We start from the raw sequence: 17,576 nt of genomic DNA, 5'->3' as shown, positions 1-17,576 counted from the left end.
CGTGGTTGCGCTGGCGCGCCAAGCGCGCTCGGTGCGTACCAAATAAAAATGCCGGCGTCCCGATGGACGCCGGCATTTTTTTTGTCAGGTGGCAAAGCAGGCCGATAAGCCGGATTCTGTGCACGCGCAACGTCCGAAAACGCGACGCGCGTGGCAGCCATTCCTCTAGACGCGCCATTACTGACGCGCTCAAGCTTCCTACCCGCAGACGTGACGGGGGCCCCGTCCTGCATCTCGAAGATGCTAGCCTGCCTACTTGGAATTGCTCCGGGTGGAGGTTACCGTGCCGGTCTGCCTTGCAGCAGCCGCGGTGCGCTCTTACCGCACCGTTTCACCCTTACCTGATCCCGGCTTGCGCCGGGCCATCGGCGGTTTGCTTTCTGTTGCCCTGTTCCGCGTGTTGCCACGGATGGCCGTTAGCCATCACCCTGCCCTGTGGAGTCCGGACTTTCCTCGCCCTCTTTGGCCGAAGCCGCAGAGGCCGCGACTGCCTAGCCTGCTTTGCTGGGACGGATTTTAACATCTACGCGGCCGGCGAACCGTTTCGGCGGATAAGACGGTTGAATTAGCTGAGCGGCCAAGGACAACCAGGTAAGCCGGCCGCTAACGCGGAATTGATTTGCGTAGCGAATCTGCCTAGGCGCCAAAGCGCGTCAACGGTTACGCCGCCCCGGGCGAAACACCGACGTATCGTCGTAAAACGCGGGCAATTCGTTCTCTGCCCACCAATCCGGAATGCCCAGCACAGGAAGCGGTGCGAACATGCGACTCGTCAGCGAGTCGGTGCCCAGCAACGCCGCACTGACCGTTTGGTCCAGCCATGCGTCCCGCTCCGGCCGATCCCATTCAAAATACGCGGACGGCACATCGACGATCCATGCATGCCCCGTGCAGGCCTTGAACGGCGCGATCAGCTTCTCCAACAATGCATGACCGAAACATCGCACTTCACAACGTGCTCCCCACGCGTCACGCCTTGCCACCAACAACGTCTGCCAGTCGAAACCGCGCAGCGCCGCGCTCAACGAAGGATCGGCGCACGCAAACAGCAATGCGTTTTCGTCGAATAAAGTCAGCGTATCGCGCACGCCGCCGCGGGTTGGGCCAATGCCCAACGCATCGATCGCCGTCGATTGCCGCGCGTTCAGCGCCGCTTTGATGCGCGGAAACGCAAACCACATCGATCCGTTGAAGAAGTCGTGCAGGTTGTGGCGCGTCGGCACGCATCCCGTTGACGCGATATGCGCTTCGTATGAGGCGCCAGACGGCAGATCGTCCTGAGCGATGAACCCGAGGCGCTGCCCGCGCCCGGTGGTCTGTCGCATCTCGCTGGCATCGGCGTTCATTTCAGCGAGCAACGCAGCGTAGCTCGCCAGCGCCGCATGTTGCCAGCGCTGCCCGCGTGCGGCGAATTGCGCGAACCACGGCATTGACCAGTCGATGGCGGCGAACTCCGATTTTGCTGTTTCGTCCACCGCCAGAGGCCCCGCCTCACTCGACTGCATTTAACGCAGCCTCAAACGAGGCGCCAACCAATCGACTCACCGCCGCGCAGCGGTACAACAGGCGTGTCGCCAACCGGCAGTTCAGCGGGCAGCATCCACTCTTCGCGACGCAGCGTGACCTGCTCCGTGTTACGCGGCAAACCGTAAAAGTCGGCACCGAAGAAGCTCGCAAAGCCTTCGAGCTTGTCGAGCGCGCCGGCTTTATCGAATGCCTCGGTGTAAAGCTCGAGCGCGTGCAACGCCGTATAGCAACCCGCGCAGCCGCACGCATGTTCCTTCAAACCCTTCGGATGCGGCGCGCTGTCCGTGCCGAGGAAGAAACGTGGATTGCCCGACGTCGCTGCCTCGACGAGTGCCACGCGATGCGTCTCGCGCTTCAGCACGGGCAAGCAGTAGTAATGCGGGCGAATGCCGCCCTGGAAAATCGCGTTGCGGTTATACAGCAGATGGTGCGCGGTAATCGTCGCGCCCAGCAATTCCGGCGCAGCGCCGGCTTCGCGGATATAGTCCACCGCGTCTTTCGTCGTGATGTGCTCGAACACCACCTTCAGCGCCGGAAACGCGCGGCGCAGCGGTGTCATCACGCGATCGATAAACACCTTCTCGCGGTCGAACAGATCGATCTGCGAATCGGTCACTTCGCCGTGCACGAGCAGCGGCATGCCCACTTCCTGCATGACCTCGAGCGTCTTCGCGCATTTCATGATGTCGGTGACGCCTGCGTCCGAGTTGGTCGTCGCGCCCGCCGGATAAAGTTTCACGCCATGCACGAAGCCGCTCTCACGGGCCCGTCGGATTTCGTCGGGCGGCGTGTTGTCGGTCAGGTACAGCGTCATCAGCGGCTCGAATTTCGCGCCCTCGGGAATCGCAGCGATGATCCGCTCGCGATACGCCTGCGCCATTGCGGTGGTGGTCACCGGCGGTTTCAGATTCGGCATGATGATCGCGCGGCCGAACTGGCGTGCGGTGTCCGGCAAGACGGCGGCGAGCATTGCGCCGTCGCGAACATGCAGGTGCCAGTCGTCCGGACGGGCGAGCGTAAGGGAATCGCGGGAGTCGAGGGAAACGTTGGAAGCGGTCATGGCAAGTGGGCACGAGCTCGGCGACAAAAGCCAATCGACCTGGTCAAACCGCCATGTTGCGGCCTAAACACACGTCAATTTTGCTATTTGGCGTTTCTGGCTCGGTGATATGCTTGGAAAATCATCATTGTAACGGCTCGCCCCGTTCACAGGCTTACCTGCAACATGTGCCAACTTCTCGGAATGAACTGCGCCGCGCCGACGGACGTCACGTTCTCTTTCACCGGCTTTGCGGCGCGTGGCGGCGTCACCGATCACCATGCCGACGGCTGGGGTATCGCCTTCTTCGAAGACAAAGCCTGCCGTTTGTTCATCGACCATCAATCGTCGGCCACGTCGCCGATCGCCGAGATGGTCAAGCGCTATCCGATCAAATCGAAGAACACGATTGCGCACATCCGCAAAGCGACGCAGGGGCATATCCTGCTCGAAAACTGCCACCCGTTCATGCGCGAATTGTGGGGACGTCACTGGATTTTCGCGCACAACGGCGATCTGAAAGAATACGCACCTGAATTGACCGGCGTGTATCAGCCGGTCGGCACGACCGACAGCGAACTGGCTTTCTGCGCATTACTGGAAGGTTTGCGCAAGGCTTTTCCGGGCGCGCAACAGCCGCCGCTTGACGAACTCTTTGCCGCGCTCGAAACGATCACGCGCGAAATCACGCAGTTCGGCGTATTCAACTTTCTGATGTCGAATGGCCAGGCGCTGTTCGCGCATTGCTCGACACATCTGCATTACATCGTGCGGCGCTGGCCGTTTTCGACCGCGCATCTGGTCGACGCGGACGTGTCGATCGACTTCGCCAAATACACGACGCCGGAAGACCGCGTCGCGGTGATCGCGACCAAGCCGCTGACCGACAACGAGGTCTGGAGCGCCTTCGAACCGGGTGATCTGATGATGTTCCAGCACGGCGAAGTGATCGATCGTGTGAACGTGCCGGTGCCGGCGTCAGTGCTGGAAAAGCTGCGCAATCCGGCGCTGGATGCATCCGCTTCCGCCACCACGATTGCCGCTTCGATCACGCCGACAGCGTCCGTCGACGACGCGCTTGCCGTGAACGAAATCGACATCGAAGCCGCAGACGATGCCGCAGCGTTCGAGTCCTGACGCGAAGGCATCGCCAACAAAAAAGCCGCTATAAATAGCGGCCTTTTTTTCAACAACCAGAGCACGCGGGCCAGACAACGCCGGCCACGTCATCAAGCTCAATCTCAGTGCAGGATCTTCGCCAGAAAATCCTTCGCACGATCCGACTTCGGGTTCGCAAAGAAATCTTCCTTGCGGTCGTCTTCGACGATCAAGCCCTTGTCCATGAAGATCACGCGATGCGCGACCTTCTTCGCAAAACCCATTTCGTGCGTGACGCACATCATGGTCATGCCTTCCTGCGCGAGTTCGACCATCACGTCGAGCACTTCGTTGATCATTTCCGGATCGAGCGCCGAAGTCGGTTCGTCGAACAACATCGCGATCGGGTCCATCGACAACGCACGCGCAATCGCCACACGCTGCTGCTGGCCGCCCGACAACTGTCCCGGAAACTTGTCCGCATGCGCACGCAGACCCACGCGATCGAGCAGCTTCAGCCCCTTCGCGGTGGCTTCATCGTTCGAACGACCCAACACCTTCACCTGTGCAAGCGTCAGGTTCTGCACGATCGACAGATGCGGGAATAGCTCGAAATGCTGAAACACCATGCCGACCTTCGAGCGCAGCTTCGACAGATTGGTTTTCTTGTCGGTCAGCGACTGACCGTTGATCACGATCTCGCCCTTCTGAAACGGCTCCAGGCCGTTGACGGTTTTGATCAGCGTGGACTTGCCCGAGCCCGACGGCCCGCACACCACCACCACTTCACCTTTTTTGACTTCCGTCGTGCAGTCGGTCAGCACCTGAAACTGACCGTACCACTTCGACACATTCTTGATTGAGATCATCTTGCGACCTTTTTCTGAAGACCTTTGACGAGGCTCGACGCGATCACACAGACCACGAAATAACATGCGCCCGCGAACAGTACCATCTCGACATTCGTACCGTCACGATCGCCAATATTCGTGGCGGTGCGGAAGAAGTCGGCGAGGCTGATCACGTAGACGAGCGACGTATCCTGAAACAGCACGATACCTTGTGTGAGCAACAAAGGCACCATTGCGCGAAACGCCTGCGGCAAAACGATCAGGCGCATGGCCTGCGAATAACTCATGCCGAGCGCGAACGCGGCATTGACCTGCCCGCGCGGCACTGCCTGAATGCCGGCACGAATAATCTCCGAATAATACGCTGCCTCGAACAGCGAGAAAGCGACCATCGCTGACGCCAGGCGAATGTCGATATCCGGCGACAAACCGAGCACGTTCTGCAGCACCTGCGGCACGATCAGGAAGAACCACAGCAGCACCATCACCAGCGGGATCGAGCGGAAAATCGTCACGTAAGCCTTCGCGAACCACTCGAAAGGTTTGAACGACGACAGCCGCAGCATCGCGAGAATGGTGCCCCAGACAATGCCGAACACGATCGCGATCAGCGTGATCTGGAAAGTGACGATGGCGCCGGTCCACAGCGTAGGCAGCGCGCCCGGAATACCGCTCCAGTCGAAATGATGCATCACTTGCCTCCGATATAGCCGGGCAACCGCGTTCTGGCTTCGACCCAGCGCATGAGTTGCATGACAACGAGATTGATCAGCATGTACGCAACCGTGACCGCGATAAACGACTCATAGGTTTGCGACGTATAGTCGACCAGCTGACGCGCCTGCGCAGACAGATCGAGCAAACCGATGGTCGACGCCACCGCCGAGTTCTTGAAAATATTCAGAAACTCGGACGTGAGCGGCGGCACGATGATCCGGTATGCAACCGGCAGCAGCACGTAGCGATACGTCTGCCATTGCGTGAAACCCATTGCCAGACCCGCGGCGCGCTGGCCGCGCGGCAATGCGTTGATGCCCGAGCGCACCTGCTCGCACACACGCGCGGCAGTGAAGAGCCCCAGGCACAAAATGGACGACGAGAAGAACTGCGCGCCGGGCGGCAGTTGTTTGAACCAGTTGCCCATCGACACAGGCAGCAACTCCGGTATCACCAGATACCAGATGAAGAACTGCACGATCAGCGGGACGTTGCGAAAAATGGCGACGTAAAGCGTGCCGATGCCGGATGCCCATTTATTCGGCACCGTGCGCAGCACGCCGAAAAACGAGCCGACGATCAGCGCGATGACCCATGCCGACAGCGACACGGTCACCGTCACCCACAGGCCGGAGAACAACCAGCCCAGATAGGTGGTCGGCTCGCCGGTGGAGACCGGACTCAGCAGAATGCCCCAGTTCCAGTGATATGACATGAGCAAGACTCCAGCAAAAAGAAACGGAAGAAGCGCGTGGCCCCTTCCGTTTCGTTCAGCGATTCAAAAAGACAGCTGAGGGTGAATCGATTTAATCGATTGCCTTGTCGTTCGGATTCTTGAACAGCGCCTTCATGTCGTCGCTTTGCGGGAAGTTCAGGTTCAAGCCCTTCGGCGGAATCGGCGATTCGAACCACTTCTTGTAGATCGCATCGGCTTGGCCCGAGGTCTGGACCTTGGCGATCGCGTCGTCTGCGACCTTCTTGAATTCCGGATCGTTCTTGCGCAGCATGCAGCCATATGCTTCACGCGATTGCGGCGCGCCGACAATCACGAAATCGCCCGGATTGTTGGACTTCGCGCGCTCGCCGGCGAGCAACGCGTCGTCCATCATGAACGCAGCGGCACGGCCCGTGGACAGGGTCAGGAACGACTCGCCATGGTCCTTCGCGCTGATGATGTTCATGCCCATGCTCTTTTCCTGATTCATCTTGCGAAGCAGGCGCTCGGACGTGGTGCCGGCGGTCGTGACGACCGTCTTGCCCTTCAGGTCGGCCCAGTCTTTGATGCCGGAGTCTTTCTTGGTCATCATGCGCGTGCCGATCACGAAAATCGTGTTCGTGAAGGCAGCCTGTTGCTGGCGCTCGAGGTTATTCGTGGTCGAACCGCATTCGATGTCCACCGTGCCGTTCTGCACCAGCGGAATACGGTTTTGCGACGTGACCGGCGTGAGCTTTACCTTCAGGGTAGGCATGTTCAGCTTCTGCTTAACGGCCTCGACCACCGCCAGCGCGTACTCCTGCGAGTAGCCGATCACATTCTGTTTGTCGTCGTAATACGAAAACGGGATCGACGATTCGCGATGGCCCAGCGAAATGACGCCCGTGTCCTTGATTTTTTTCAGTGTGCCGGCTTCTTGCGCTTGCGCGCCAACGGTAAACAAACCGAGTGTTGCGAGCAGCAGCGCAGCTTTTTTAACCTTCATCTTGTGATCTCCTTGGCAAGAACCGGCGCCAGTTTAGCAAAGTAATTATTCTGAAAGTATTGAGAAATGCCCGGCTGTTGCGCAGCCGCCGCTAAGGGTTTTCACAGTACTTGCAGCAGGCCGGTCAACCTACTATGCATACGCGAAGCGGACGGCACCAATACGATGCCGCCCGCCAGGTAAAACACGCCGTCTTGTGGACGGCGTTCAGCCACGAATCGACGGCAAACCCGCTTGTTGGCGGGCCGGCCGTTGTTCAGACATAAGGATCAGGGATACAGGCCGCGCAATTCGCGCGCTTCCAGAATCCGCTTACACGCGACGATAAACGCCGCCGTGCGCACCGACACTTTCTGTTCGCTCGACACCTGCCACACGGCGGCAAAGGCTTCGCGCATCACACGCTCCAGACGCTGGTTGATTTCGTCTTCCGTCCAGAAGAAGCTCGAGAAGTCCTGCACCCATTCGAAGTACGAAACCGTCACGCCGCCCGCGTTCGCCACCACGTCCGGAATCACGAGGATGCCGCGATCGTGCAGGATATCGTCCGCTGCCGTGGTGGTCGGGCCGTTCGCGCCTTCCACGACGATCTTCGTCCTGATCTTGCCGGCGTTCTTTTCGGTGATCTGATTTTCAAGCGCAGCCGGAATCAGAATGTCCGATTCGACCGTCCAGAATTCTTCATTCGTTACGGCGTCCGCTTCCGCGAAACCGCCCACGCCGCCCGTCTTCGCAACGTGTTCGAGCAATGCGCCGGCGTCGATACCCGTCGACTTGTACAGCGATCCAGTGTGATCCTGCACCGCAACCACTTTGGCGCCCGCTTCCTGGAACAGACGCGCAGCGATCCCGCCGACGTTACCGAAACCTTGCACCGCAATGCGCGCACCTTCGATATCGAGGCCGACGCGGCGTGCCGCTTCGCTACCCACCACGAACACGCCGCGGCCGGTCGCTTCGCGGCGGCCCAGCGAACCGCCGAGCGTGATCGGCTTGCCGGTCACGACGCCGGTGGCCGTTTGGCCCTGGTTCATCGAGTACGTGTCCATCATCCACGCCATGATCTGCTCGTTCGTGTTCACGTCCGGCGCAGGGATGTCGGTATTCGGTCCGATGATGATGCCGATTTCGCTCGTGTAGCGGCGCGTCATGCGCTCCAGCTCACCACGCGACAAGGTGCGCGGATCGACCCGGATACCGCCCTTCGCGCCGCCGTACGGCACGTTCACCGCAGCATTCTTCACCGACATCCACGCAGACAGCGCCATCACTTCCGACAGCGTCACGTCCTGGTGATAACGCACACCGCCCTTACCCGGACCGCGCGATACGTTGTGCTGCACACGGTAGCCTTCGAAGTGCGCGACCGTGCCGTTATCGAGTTCGATAGGCACGTCGACGATCAGAATGCGCTTCGGACGCTTGAGGGTTTCGAGCCAGCGGGACAGCGAGCCGAGGTACGGCGCGACGCGGTCGACCTGACGCAGGTAGTTGCCCCACGGGCCGAGGTCTTCGCTATTGAGGTAGGAGGGAACCGAGTGCAACGATGATGCGGATTGTGCGGCTGGCTGCTGGGAAGACATGAACGCTCCGGCGTTGATCGAATACGTGCATTGTCGAAAAACGCCGTTTTGAAATCCAATGCCGTTTCCTTATCCGTTTATGTTTTTTTTGCATAACGTTCGGAAAGGCGCAAATTCGCGTCGTGACAACGCAGGTTATCGGGCCGTGTTTTGCCGTAGTTCTTCGGATACCACGTCCCACAACTGACGCACGAGTACCTGGCGCGCATCGTCGCTTTTGGCGGCGAGCTTGTCGCGATAGAGGCGGATCTCCATGGTCAGCGTGAGCTGTCCTTCCGGCGTGCCGCGCGTCGCGCGATCGAGGCGGATCAGCTTGCCGTCGGCGACCGCATCTTCCACCGCGCTGTGCGGCAGGAACGCAATGCCGTGGCCGGCCAGCGCCATCGCTTTGAGCCCTTCGGCCATGTCCGTTTCATAGAGCCGATCCAGATACAAGCGCGCCGGTGCGTTCGCGAGGATCACTTCGGTCATGCGTCCGAGATACGCGTTCGGCGTGTAGGACAGATACGGCGTGGGCGCATCCGGCGTACCCGGCAACGTGTGACGCGGACGACCCGCGCGGGCCGGCGCGGAGAACGGACTAATCGGCTCGTTGCCGAGCGTCAGCATGTCGTAGCGGCCCGGGTCGAGCGCAACCGGGTGGCTGGGATGGTGATAGCCCATCATCAGATCGCAGCCGCCTTCCACCAACGATAAAGCCGCGTCGTGCACGTTCAACGCGCGCAGACGCGTGTGGATCGGGCCCATTTGCGCTTCGATCCGCTGCAACCAGCGCGGAAAATAAGTCAGCGACAGCGTGTGTGGTACCGCGAACTCGATCGTCGCCTGCGGCGTCGCCGTGTGGCCGCGTAGTAATGCGCGGGCCTCGTGAAACTGCGACAGCATCGCGAGCGCCTGCTCGTTGAACACCTGACCGGCCGCCGTGAGTCGCGTCGGATAGACCGAGCGGTCGATCAACTCCGTGCCTAGCCACGCTTCCAAAGCCTGAATACGCCGCGAAAACGCGGGCTGCGTGACGTGACGCAGTTCGGCCGAGCGGCTGAAACTACGCGTTTCCGCGAGCGAAACGAAGTCTTCGAGCCATTTCAGTTCCATGCGAGTCCTGCTGCCGGCGGGTGGGGAGAAGTCAGCATTCTAGAGGGTGATGCGGGGCGAGGCTGGCGGGATGGCGACGTGTTTGCGCGCTTCGGTCGAGCCACGCGAATCTCGTTTGTCCCGACAAGACCGGTTACGCAGGTGGCCGTGTCGAACTGGGTGCCACCCATGCTGCGCGTACTCAGCGGCGGTATCGCGTCAGCTGCCCGCTGCGCTTGCGCTTGCGCTTACGGGGCCCGCCGCGCTCTGCCATGCCTCCTCGCGCGCGGGCGGCGTGCCCACCCTGCCTTCCGCGCGTCGCGCGCTTCGCTCGAGCGGCCTCTCGCGTCTTCCGTCGTGCTTCCGCCTGCCGCCCTCGCCGTTTCCGGCGGCCAGCACCCAGCCGGACTCGCCCCCACGTAAGCATCGGCGCAAAATCAGGACTCACACCGTCCAGTGGTAAAATTCGCGCTTCCCGCAGTTTCTCCGCTCTTTCAGCGCTCACGCCTCCATCATGTCCGACACCCGCCCCGACACCCTGTTCGCGCTCAACGCGCTCTCCCCGCTCGACGGCCGTTACGCGTCGAAAACCGAAGCCCTGCGCGACTGGCTCTCGGAATCCGCTTTCATGCGCAATCGCGTGACGGTTGAAATCCACTGGCTGATCGCCCTGTCGCGCGCCGGGTTCGCCGAAGTGCCGCGTTTTTCCGAAGCGTCCGAACAATTCCTGCTGCAACTGGCCGAGCGCTTCACCGCGCACGACGCCGCGCGCATCAAGGAAATCGAGCGCGTGACGAATCACGACGTGAAAGCGGTCGAGTACTGGCTGAAGGAGTCGGTCAAGGGTCAGGAAGAACTGGAACGCGCGAGCGAGTTCATCCACTTCGCGTGCACGTCGGAAGACATCAACAACACGTCGCACGGTTTGATGCTGGCCGGCGCACGCGAGCACGTGATTCTGCCGGCGCTGCGCTCGGTGCATCAGCGCCTCGTTGCACTGGCCCACGCTCATGCCGAGCAGCCGATGTTGTCGCGCACGCACGGCCAGCCGGCCAGCCCGACCACGCTCGGCAAGGAAATCGCCAACGTCGCCGCGCGCCTCGAACGCGCGATCGACCGCGTCGCGAAGGTCGAACTGCTCGGCAAGATGAACGGCGCGGTCGGCAACTTCAATGCGCATCTGTCCGCGTATCCGGAATTCGACTGGGAAGCGTTCTCGCGCGAAGTCGTCGAACAGCGCCTGAAGCTCACGTTCAATCCGTACACGATCCAGATCGAGCCGCACGACTACATGGCCGAACTGTTCGACGCGCTGTCGCGGACCAACACGATCCTGCTGGATCTGGACCGCGACGTGTGGGGCTACATCTCGGTCGGCTACTTCAAGCAACGCACGAAGGCCGGTGAAATCGGTTCGTCGACGATGCCGCACAAGGTCAATCCGATCGACTTCGAAAACTCCGAAGGTAACCTCGGCCTGGCAAACGCCACGCTGCGTCACCTCGCGGACAAGCTGCCGGTGTCGCGCTGGCAGCGTGACCTGACCGACTCGACGGTGCTGCGCAACATGGGCGTCGCGTTCGGTTACTCGCTGCTCGCCTACGACTCGCTGATCCGCGGTCTCGACAAGCTCGAAGTGAACGCACAGCGTCTGAACGAAGACCTCGATAACTGCTGGGAAGTGCTGGCTGAGCCGGTGCAAACCGTGATGCGCCGTTACGGCATCGAGAACCCGTACGAGCAGTTGAAGGAGTTGACGCGCGGCAAGGGCATCACGCGTGAAGCGCTGCAAACGTTCGTGACGGGTCTTGCGATTCCGCAAGACGCGAAAGATCGTTTGCTCGCGATGACGCCGGGTTCATATATCGGCAAGGCCGTGGAACTGGCCAAGCGGATCGCCTGAACGCGCACGCTTTTAAATGGCCGCCTCGTTTCACACGAGGCAACGCATAAAAAAAGCCGCTCCTGGGAGCGGCTTTTTTACATCTCTACAACGAGCGAGTCAGCGAACTCACCGCTGCTCGACCTGCTTGAGCACGTCGTCGACGATCTCTTCAGGCGTCAACTCGATGCTCACCGTGATCGCTTCATCCGAGCCCGGCTCTTCGAGCGTATCGAGTTGGCTTTGCAGCAGCGACGGATCGAAGAAGTGTCCGGTGCGCGTCGTCAAACGCTCTTCGAGCACTTCACGCGTGCCCTTCAGATAAACGAAGCACACGTCCTTATCGGCATCACGCAACACGTCGCGATACGAACGCTTCAACGACGAACAGGTGAACACCGCCGTCTCGCCCGCAGTCTGCTTTTCTTCAATCGCCGCGCGAATGGTCTTCAGCCACGGCCAACGGTCCTCGTCGGTGAGAGGAATGCCGTGATGCATCTTTTCCTTGTTGGCGGCGCTGTGGAACGCGTCGCCGTCGGTGAATGCGCAGTGCAGGCGCTCTGCCAGCATTTCGCCAATCTTCGATTTGCCGGCGCCCGACACGCCCATTGCGATCAAAATCATCAAAAACTCCTTACACGACCGCCGCTAGCGCGAAGGTCAAGCCCAAACCCATCAGCGAGATGATGGTCTCGAGGAGCGACCATGTCTTGAAGGTCTGCCCCACCGTCATACCAAAGTATTCCTTGATCAGCCAGAAACCGCCGTCGTTCACGTGCGAGAAGATCAGCGAGCCCGAGCCGGTGGCCAGCACCAGCAGTTCCGGCTCGGCGTGAACGCCGCCGGCCGCCGCGATCGGCGCGACGATGCCGCAGGCGGTCGTCATGGCCACCGTCGCCGAGCCGGTTGCGAGGCGGATCAGCGCCGCGACGAGCCAGCCGAACAGCAGCGGCGACATATGCACCGCCGTCGCCACATTGACGATTTCCTTCGAGATGCCGCTATCCATCAGCACGCGGCCAAAGCCGCCGCCCGCACCGACGATCAGCGTGATGCCCGCGATCGGCGCAAGACACTCGCCGCAGAACTTCTGGATCTGGTCGCGCGTGAAGCCCTGACGTGCGCCGAAGGTCCAGAAGCTGACGATCACGGCCGTCAGCAGCGCGACGTCCGAGTTGCCGAAGAAGCGCAGCAGATCGTTCGGCAAGGTCTTCGGTGTGAATACGAGGTCGGCCCAGCTACCGACCAGCATCAGGATCACCGGCAACAGCACCGTGAACAGCGTGATGCCGAAGCTCGGCAGTTCGCGCTTGGGTGCGTTGTTCTGGGCACCGGTTTTCGCCGCATCGCCGTTTTTATCGTCGTCACGCAGAAACTGTGCGGCCAGCGCGTTTTCTTTCGGCAGCTTGATATAGCGGCTGATCAGCAACGCAAACAGCGGACCGGCGACGATCGCAGTCGGAATCCCGATGATCAACCCATACGCAATCGTGCGACCGATATCCGCGTGATATGCCTGCACCGCGAGCATCGCGGCGGGGTGCGGCGGCAACAGCCCGTGCACGACGGACAGACCCGCGACCATCGGCAAACCGACCAGCAGCAGCGATTTATTGGTGCGTTTCGCGACGTTGAACGCGATCGGAATCAGCAGCACGAAGCCGACTTCGAAGAACACCGGCAAGCCGACGATCACCGCGACGACCATCATTGCCCAGTGAATATGTTTTTCGCCGAAGAAGTCGATCAGTGTCGTGGCGATGCGCTCCGCGCCGCCCGACTCGGCCATCATCTTGCCGAGCATCGTGCCCAGCCCGACCACAATGGCAATGTGCCCGAGCGTATTGCCGTTGCCGGTTTCGAACGATTTGACGATTGTGGCCATCGGCATGCCTGCTGCAAGACCCAGCAGCAGCGACACGATGATCAGAACGAGAAACGGATAAACCTTGTAGCGCGTGATCAGCAGGATCAGCAATGCGATGGCGATCACCGCGATGACCAGCAGCATGCTGCCGTGGACAGCTTCCATGAAGCCCCTCCTTTTTCGTTATTGACTCAGAGTGCAGAACCCGCAGCCAACGCTTCGTCTCACGGCAATCTGCGCGATGCCCTGGAAACCCGGCTGGCCGCGCGGACGCTGAATTTTACTGTTTGTTATCCGAAAGCGCGCGCCAAAAGGGCACAAAACGGACGCTCGTAACAAAAAGGAGCCTCGGCGTTACAACCTGAGCGGCTGTATCGGCGAGGCTCCCTGACGCCGGACCGTGATCCGGCGACGAATGGCGACTAAGGTCACCTGACGGCAACTAAAGTATCTGCGTCAGATTCAATGCGCCGGCGCGGCCAGTTGACTGGCAGCACGCGCAAGACGCGTGACTTCGTCCCAGTTGCCGGCGGCCAGCGCGGCCTTCGGCGTCAACCACGATCCGCCGACGCACACCACGTTCGGCAGCGACAGGAAATGCGTGGCCGTTTCCGCGGTGATGCCGCCCGTCGGGCAGAACTTCAGCGTCGGGAACGGGCCGTGGAAGGCCTGCAACATTGGCACGCCACCGGCTTGCTGCGCCGGGAAGAACTTGACGATTTCGTAGCCGAGTTCGAGCGCGGTGATGATGTCGGTCGGCGTCATCACGCCCGGCAGCAGCGGCAGACCCGCATCCAGCGATGCCTGATGCATGTCCCGGGTCAAGCCTGGCGACACGCCGAACTGCGCGCCCGCCTTCTTCGCCTGAGCGCAGTGCTCGGGCTTCGTGATCGTGCCGACGCCGACCACGATGTCTTCGGCCAGCTGACTTGCGCGTTCGATCGCTTCCAGGCCGGCTGCGGTGCGCAACGTGATTTCCAGTACCTTCACGCCGCCCGCATGCAGTGCGCGCGACACGTGTTCGCCCTGTTCGACCGTGTCGAATGCGAGCACCGGGATCACCGGGCCGAGGCGCACGATATCGCTTACTGTTTTCGCCGTCATAGTCTGACTCCTTGTTTCAGCAACACTTAGCTGGCTTGCGTAGTGCTGGTGTGTTTTTCGGTATGTGCTTTGTGCGCAGCGTGTTGGGTCGTGTGCGACGCAGCGTGCGCGCCCGTGTGCGTGCTGGCCCCTTCGCCCACCATCTTGCCGAACACCGACGCGCCCTGCTCCGCCGGCGCCGCCGCTGCACGGAATACGCCGAACAGTTCGCGGCCAAAGCCCACTTCGTTTTCCGCCTGATGCAGCGGCTCGGCGTTCGGTCGCGCGGCCCATTCGGCTGCGTCGATTTCGATATCGAGCACGCCTGCGTCGGCGTCGATCACCAGCATGTCACCGGTTCGCACTTTGCCGATCGGCCCTTGCAGCAGTGCTTCCGGCGACAGATGAATCACCGCCGGCACTTTACCCGATGCGCCCGACATACGGCCGTCCGTCACCAGTGCCACGTGGAAACCTTGATCCTGCAACACACCCAGCAGCGGCGTCAAACGATGCAGTTCGGGCATGCCGTTTGCACGCGCGCCCTGGAAGCGCACCACCGCAATGAAGTCGCGCTTCAGCTCACCGTTGTCGAACGCCGCCTGCACCGCTTCCTGCGAATCGAACACGATGGCCGGCGCCTTCACCTTGCGATGTGCGGCGGCCACCGCCGAAATCTTGATCACGCCACGGCCCAGCTTGCCCTGCATCAGGCGCAGACCGCCGTCCGGCTGGAACGGTTCGTTGATCGCGCGCAGCACGGCCGTATCTTCGCTGGCTTCTGCGCCCGGCACCCATTGCAGCTTGCCGTCGATCAGCTTCGGCTCTTCGGTGTAATGCTTCAGGCCCTTGCCTGCCACCGTGTTCACGTCTTCATGCAACAAGCCGCCTTCCAGCAGGTTGCGCACGAGGAACGCGACGCCGCCGGCTGCGTGGAAGTGATTCACGTCCGCCTTGCCGTTCGGATAGATCTTCGCGAGCAACGGCACCGATTGCGACAGCGTGTCGAAATCGTCCCAGTCGATCACGATGCCCGCCGCGCGAGCAATCGCAACCAGGTGCAGCGTGTGGTTAGTCGAGCCGCCCGTCGCCAGCAACGCAACGATGCCGTTGACGATGGCCTTCTCGTCGACCACATGGCCGATCGGCATGTAGTTGCCGCGCTCCACCGTCAGATCGAGCACGCGGCGCGCGGCCTGCGCGGTCAGCGCGTCGCGCAGCGGCGTATGCGGATGCACGAACGCCGAACTCGGCAGATGCAGACCCATCACTTCCATCAGCATCTGATTGCTGTTGGCCGTGCCGTAGAACGTGCAGGTGCCGTGGCTGTGATACGCGGCGGCTTCCGCTTCGAGCAGCGCGTCGCGGCCGCAGCCACCGGTCGCGAAAAGTTGGCGCGTCTTCGCTTTGTCGTCGTTCGAGAGGCCGCTGCCCATCGGGCCGGCCGGTACGAAGATGGTCGGAATGTGACCGAATTGCAGCGCGCCGATCAAAAGACCCGGCACGATCTTGTCGCAGATGCCCAGGCACAACGCGGCGTCGAACATGTTGTGCGTGAGCGCGACCGCCGTGCCCATCGCGATGACTTCGCGCGAGAACAGCGACAGTTCCATGCCCGCATTGCCCTGCGTGATGCCGTCGCACATGGCCGGCACGCCGCCCGCCACCTGCGCGACGCCGCCGTTTTCACGCGCGGCCTGCTTGATGATGTCCGGGTAGTTTTTGTACGGTGCGTGGGCCGACAGCATCTCGTTGTACGAGGACACGATGCCGATGTTCGGCTCGCGAATCTGCTTGATGACGAGCTTGTCGTTGCCCTCCATGCCGGCGAAACCGTGGGCCAGATTGGCGCACGACAGTGCGCCGCGCGCCGGGAACTTGCCCTGGGCTTGCTGGATGCGGGCGAGATATGCCTCGCGGGTGGGCTTGCTGCGCTCGACCACGCGTTGCGTGACCTTCAACAATTGCGAATGCGGGGAAACCATCGGAGCTCCTTCGTCGCTGGCTATCGTGCTTACGGTGCTCAGGTGCCCGAGGCGCACATGCACTTTGCCAGGTAGGTATCGCGGGGGCGTCGGTTCAACCGACGACGCCATCTTAGTAGAAAAACTACACGATCGCAACGCCGTTTCCTGTTGCAGCGCCACATCGTTAAATATCGCTGAGCGCCTTACTGGATAGCACTCAGCGCTTATTTAATCAAACCTAGGGATAACACCTAGCCCAAAATATGTAGTTTTTGTACCTTCTTACGCAATCAGCTATAGTCCACGCATTCTTCAGCATAGTGCGAGTTTTCCAATGATGCTGTCTCAGGTGGAAGAGATGCGCGACCAGTTGCGGCCGTCCGAGCGCAAGCTGGCCGATTACGTGATCGAGGCGCCGCGCGAAGTGCTCGACCTGTCGATGACGGAAGTCGCCGCGCGCGCGGGCGTGAGTCAGCCGACCATTGCGCGGTTCTGTCATGCGCTGGGCTTTTCCGGGTTTCGGGAATTCAAGATCCGGCTCGCGCAAGGGATTGCCGCCGAGGTGCCCGCCGTCTATCGCGACGTACGGCCCGACGAGCCGACGCCGGGCGTCGCGGCGAAGGTGCTCGACCGGACCATCGGTGCGCTGATCCAGGTGCGCAACAATCTGTCGTCGGATAGTGTGGCGGCAGCGATCGACCTGCTGGCGCGGGCGCGCCGCATCGAGTTCTACGGCGCGGGCGGCTCGGGGATTGCCGCACTCGACGTGCAGCACAAGTTTTTCCGCCTCGGCATGCCGAGCGTCGCGTATTCGGACCCGCACACGTTTCTGATGTCGTCGGCGTTGCTGGGCGAAGGCGACGTCGTGGTCGCGATCTCGAACACCGGCCGCACGCGTGACATCATCGACGCCGCGAAGGCCGCGCTCAATGCGGGCGCAAAGGTGATTGCGATCACGCATGGCAATTCGCCGCTCGCGCGGCTCGCGACCGTGGGCCTGTTTGCCAACGTGGACGAAGATACGGACATCTTTTCGCCGATGACCTCGCGCGTGTCGCATCTGGCGATCGGCGATATTCTGGCGGTAGGTGTGGCGTTGAGCCGGGGACCGGAGTTACTCGAAAAGCTGTCGCAGACGAAGGAAGTGATTCATCGGCGCAGAGTGGATTCGCACGGGTAACGACGCGC

The 17,576-nt window shown here is 61.3% G+C and carries 15 protein-coding genes and 1 other RNA gene; 3 read left to right on the top strand and 13 right to left on the bottom strand.

The features are described 5' to 3' along the window. Nucleotides 1-89: 89 nt before the first annotated feature. The 3 genes from rnpB to pyrC form a co-directional block, all read right to left on the bottom strand. An RNA gene (gene rnpB / locus LMG28727_RS19880) (RNase P RNA component class A) lies at nucleotides 90-503 on the bottom strand. A gap of 150 nt (nucleotides 504-653) precedes the next feature. Then, nucleotides 654-1,505 carry a DUF3025 domain-containing protein gene (locus tag LMG28727_RS19875; RefSeq protein ID WP_201644007.1) on the bottom strand — a complete coding sequence of 284 codons (852 nt, stop codon included), beginning with the start codon at nucleotides 1,503-1,505 and terminating at the stop codon, nucleotides 654-656. An 11-nt stretch (nucleotides 1,506-1,516) separates the two neighbouring features. Beyond that, on the bottom strand, nucleotides 1,517-2,587 hold the full coding sequence (pyrC, locus tag LMG28727_RS19870) for a dihydroorotase (RefSeq protein ID WP_201644006.1): 1,071 nt from the start codon (nucleotides 2,585-2,587) through the stop codon (nucleotides 1,517-1,519). Between the two features lie 165 nt (nucleotides 2,588-2,752). Between pyrC and LMG28727_RS19865 the strand changes: the two genes are divergently transcribed. Continuing rightward, a complete protein-coding gene (locus LMG28727_RS19865) occupies nucleotides 2,753-3,703 on the top strand; it encodes a class II glutamine amidotransferase (RefSeq protein WP_201644005.1) in 951 nt (316 codons plus the stop codon). 104 nt (nucleotides 3,704-3,807) lie between these two features. On the opposite strand, the gene LMG28727_RS19860 is transcribed toward LMG28727_RS19865, so the two are convergent. From LMG28727_RS19860 to LMG28727_RS19835, 6 genes are all read right to left on the bottom strand, one after another. After that, a complete protein-coding gene (locus tag LMG28727_RS19860; RefSeq protein ID WP_042320997.1) occupies nucleotides 3,808-4,533 on the bottom strand; it encodes an amino acid ABC transporter ATP-binding protein in 726 nt (241 codons plus the stop codon). Then, nucleotides 4,530-5,207, bottom strand: coding sequence for a glutamate/aspartate ABC transporter permease GltK (gene gltK, locus LMG28727_RS19855; RefSeq protein ID WP_201644004.1), 678 nt, complete (start codon nucleotides 5,205-5,207; stop codon nucleotides 4,530-4,532). The genes LMG28727_RS19860 and gltK overlap by 4 nt, the downstream gene beginning before the upstream one ends. Beyond that, nucleotides 5,207-5,947, bottom strand: a complete 741-nt coding sequence (locus tag LMG28727_RS19850) for an amino acid ABC transporter permease (RefSeq protein ID WP_201644003.1) — start codon at nucleotides 5,945-5,947, stop codon at nucleotides 5,207-5,209. Before LMG28727_RS19850 ends, gltK begins: the two co-directional genes overlap by 1 nt. A 91-nt stretch (nucleotides 5,948-6,038) precedes the next feature. Next, nucleotides 6,039-6,932: a glutamate/aspartate ABC transporter substrate-binding protein gene (locus LMG28727_RS19845; protein ID WP_201644002.1), complete on the bottom strand. Its 894-nt coding sequence runs from the start codon at nucleotides 6,930-6,932 to the stop codon at nucleotides 6,039-6,041. A gap of 269 nt (nucleotides 6,933-7,201) precedes the next feature. Next, nucleotides 7,202-8,515: a Glu/Leu/Phe/Val family dehydrogenase gene (locus LMG28727_RS19840; protein WP_201644001.1), complete on the bottom strand. Its 1,314-nt coding sequence runs from the start codon at nucleotides 8,513-8,515 to the stop codon at nucleotides 7,202-7,204. Between the two features lie 135 nt (nucleotides 8,516-8,650). Then, complete coding sequence (locus LMG28727_RS19835; RefSeq protein ID WP_201644000.1) at nucleotides 8,651-9,610, bottom strand: LysR family transcriptional regulator; 960 nt, start codon at nucleotides 9,608-9,610, stop codon at nucleotides 8,651-8,653. Nucleotides 9,611-10,103: 493 nt separating this feature from the next. Here LMG28727_RS19835 and purB point away from each other — a divergent pair, with 493 nt between their 5' ends. Beyond that, nucleotides 10,104-11,492: an adenylosuccinate lyase gene (gene purB / locus LMG28727_RS19830; RefSeq protein ID WP_074765736.1), complete on the top strand. Its 1,389-nt coding sequence runs from the start codon at nucleotides 10,104-10,106 to the stop codon at nucleotides 11,490-11,492. 108 nt (nucleotides 11,493-11,600) lie between these two features. On the opposite strand, the gene LMG28727_RS19825 is transcribed toward purB, so the two are convergent. The 4 genes from LMG28727_RS19825 to edd form a co-directional block, all read right to left on the bottom strand. Then, nucleotides 11,601-12,095, bottom strand: coding sequence for a gluconokinase (locus tag LMG28727_RS19825; RefSeq protein WP_201643999.1), 495 nt, complete (start codon nucleotides 12,093-12,095; stop codon nucleotides 11,601-11,603). Between the two features lie 10 nt (nucleotides 12,096-12,105). Beyond that, nucleotides 12,106-13,503 carry a GntP family permease gene (locus LMG28727_RS19820; protein WP_201643998.1) on the bottom strand — a complete coding sequence of 466 codons (1,398 nt, stop codon included), beginning with the start codon at nucleotides 13,501-13,503 and terminating at the stop codon, nucleotides 12,106-12,108. A 297-nt stretch (nucleotides 13,504-13,800) separates the two neighbouring features. Next, nucleotides 13,801-14,442, bottom strand: coding sequence for a bifunctional 4-hydroxy-2-oxoglutarate aldolase/2-dehydro-3-deoxy-phosphogluconate aldolase (eda, locus tag LMG28727_RS19815; protein ID WP_201643997.1), 642 nt, complete (start codon nucleotides 14,440-14,442; stop codon nucleotides 13,801-13,803). 26 nt (nucleotides 14,443-14,468) lie between these two features. After that, nucleotides 14,469-16,406 (bottom strand): phosphogluconate dehydratase, encoded by a 1,938-nt coding sequence (edd, locus tag LMG28727_RS19810; RefSeq protein ID WP_201643996.1) that lies wholly within the window; start codon nucleotides 16,404-16,406, stop codon nucleotides 14,469-14,471. 316 nt (nucleotides 16,407-16,722) lie between these two features. On the opposite strand from edd, the gene LMG28727_RS19805 reads away from it, so the two are divergent. Beyond that, nucleotides 16,723-17,568, top strand: a complete 846-nt coding sequence (locus tag LMG28727_RS19805; RefSeq protein ID WP_201643995.1) for a MurR/RpiR family transcriptional regulator — start codon at nucleotides 16,723-16,725, stop codon at nucleotides 17,566-17,568. Nucleotides 17,569-17,576: the final 8 nt, after the last annotated feature.

The organism is Paraburkholderia metrosideri (assembly GCF_904848625.1).
GTDB classification, from domain to species: Bacteria; Pseudomonadota; Gammaproteobacteria; order Burkholderiales; family Burkholderiaceae; genus Paraburkholderia; species Paraburkholderia metrosideri.
Note: the sequence above shows the minus strand (reverse complement) of the source record. Positions and strands in the feature narration are given on the sequence as shown.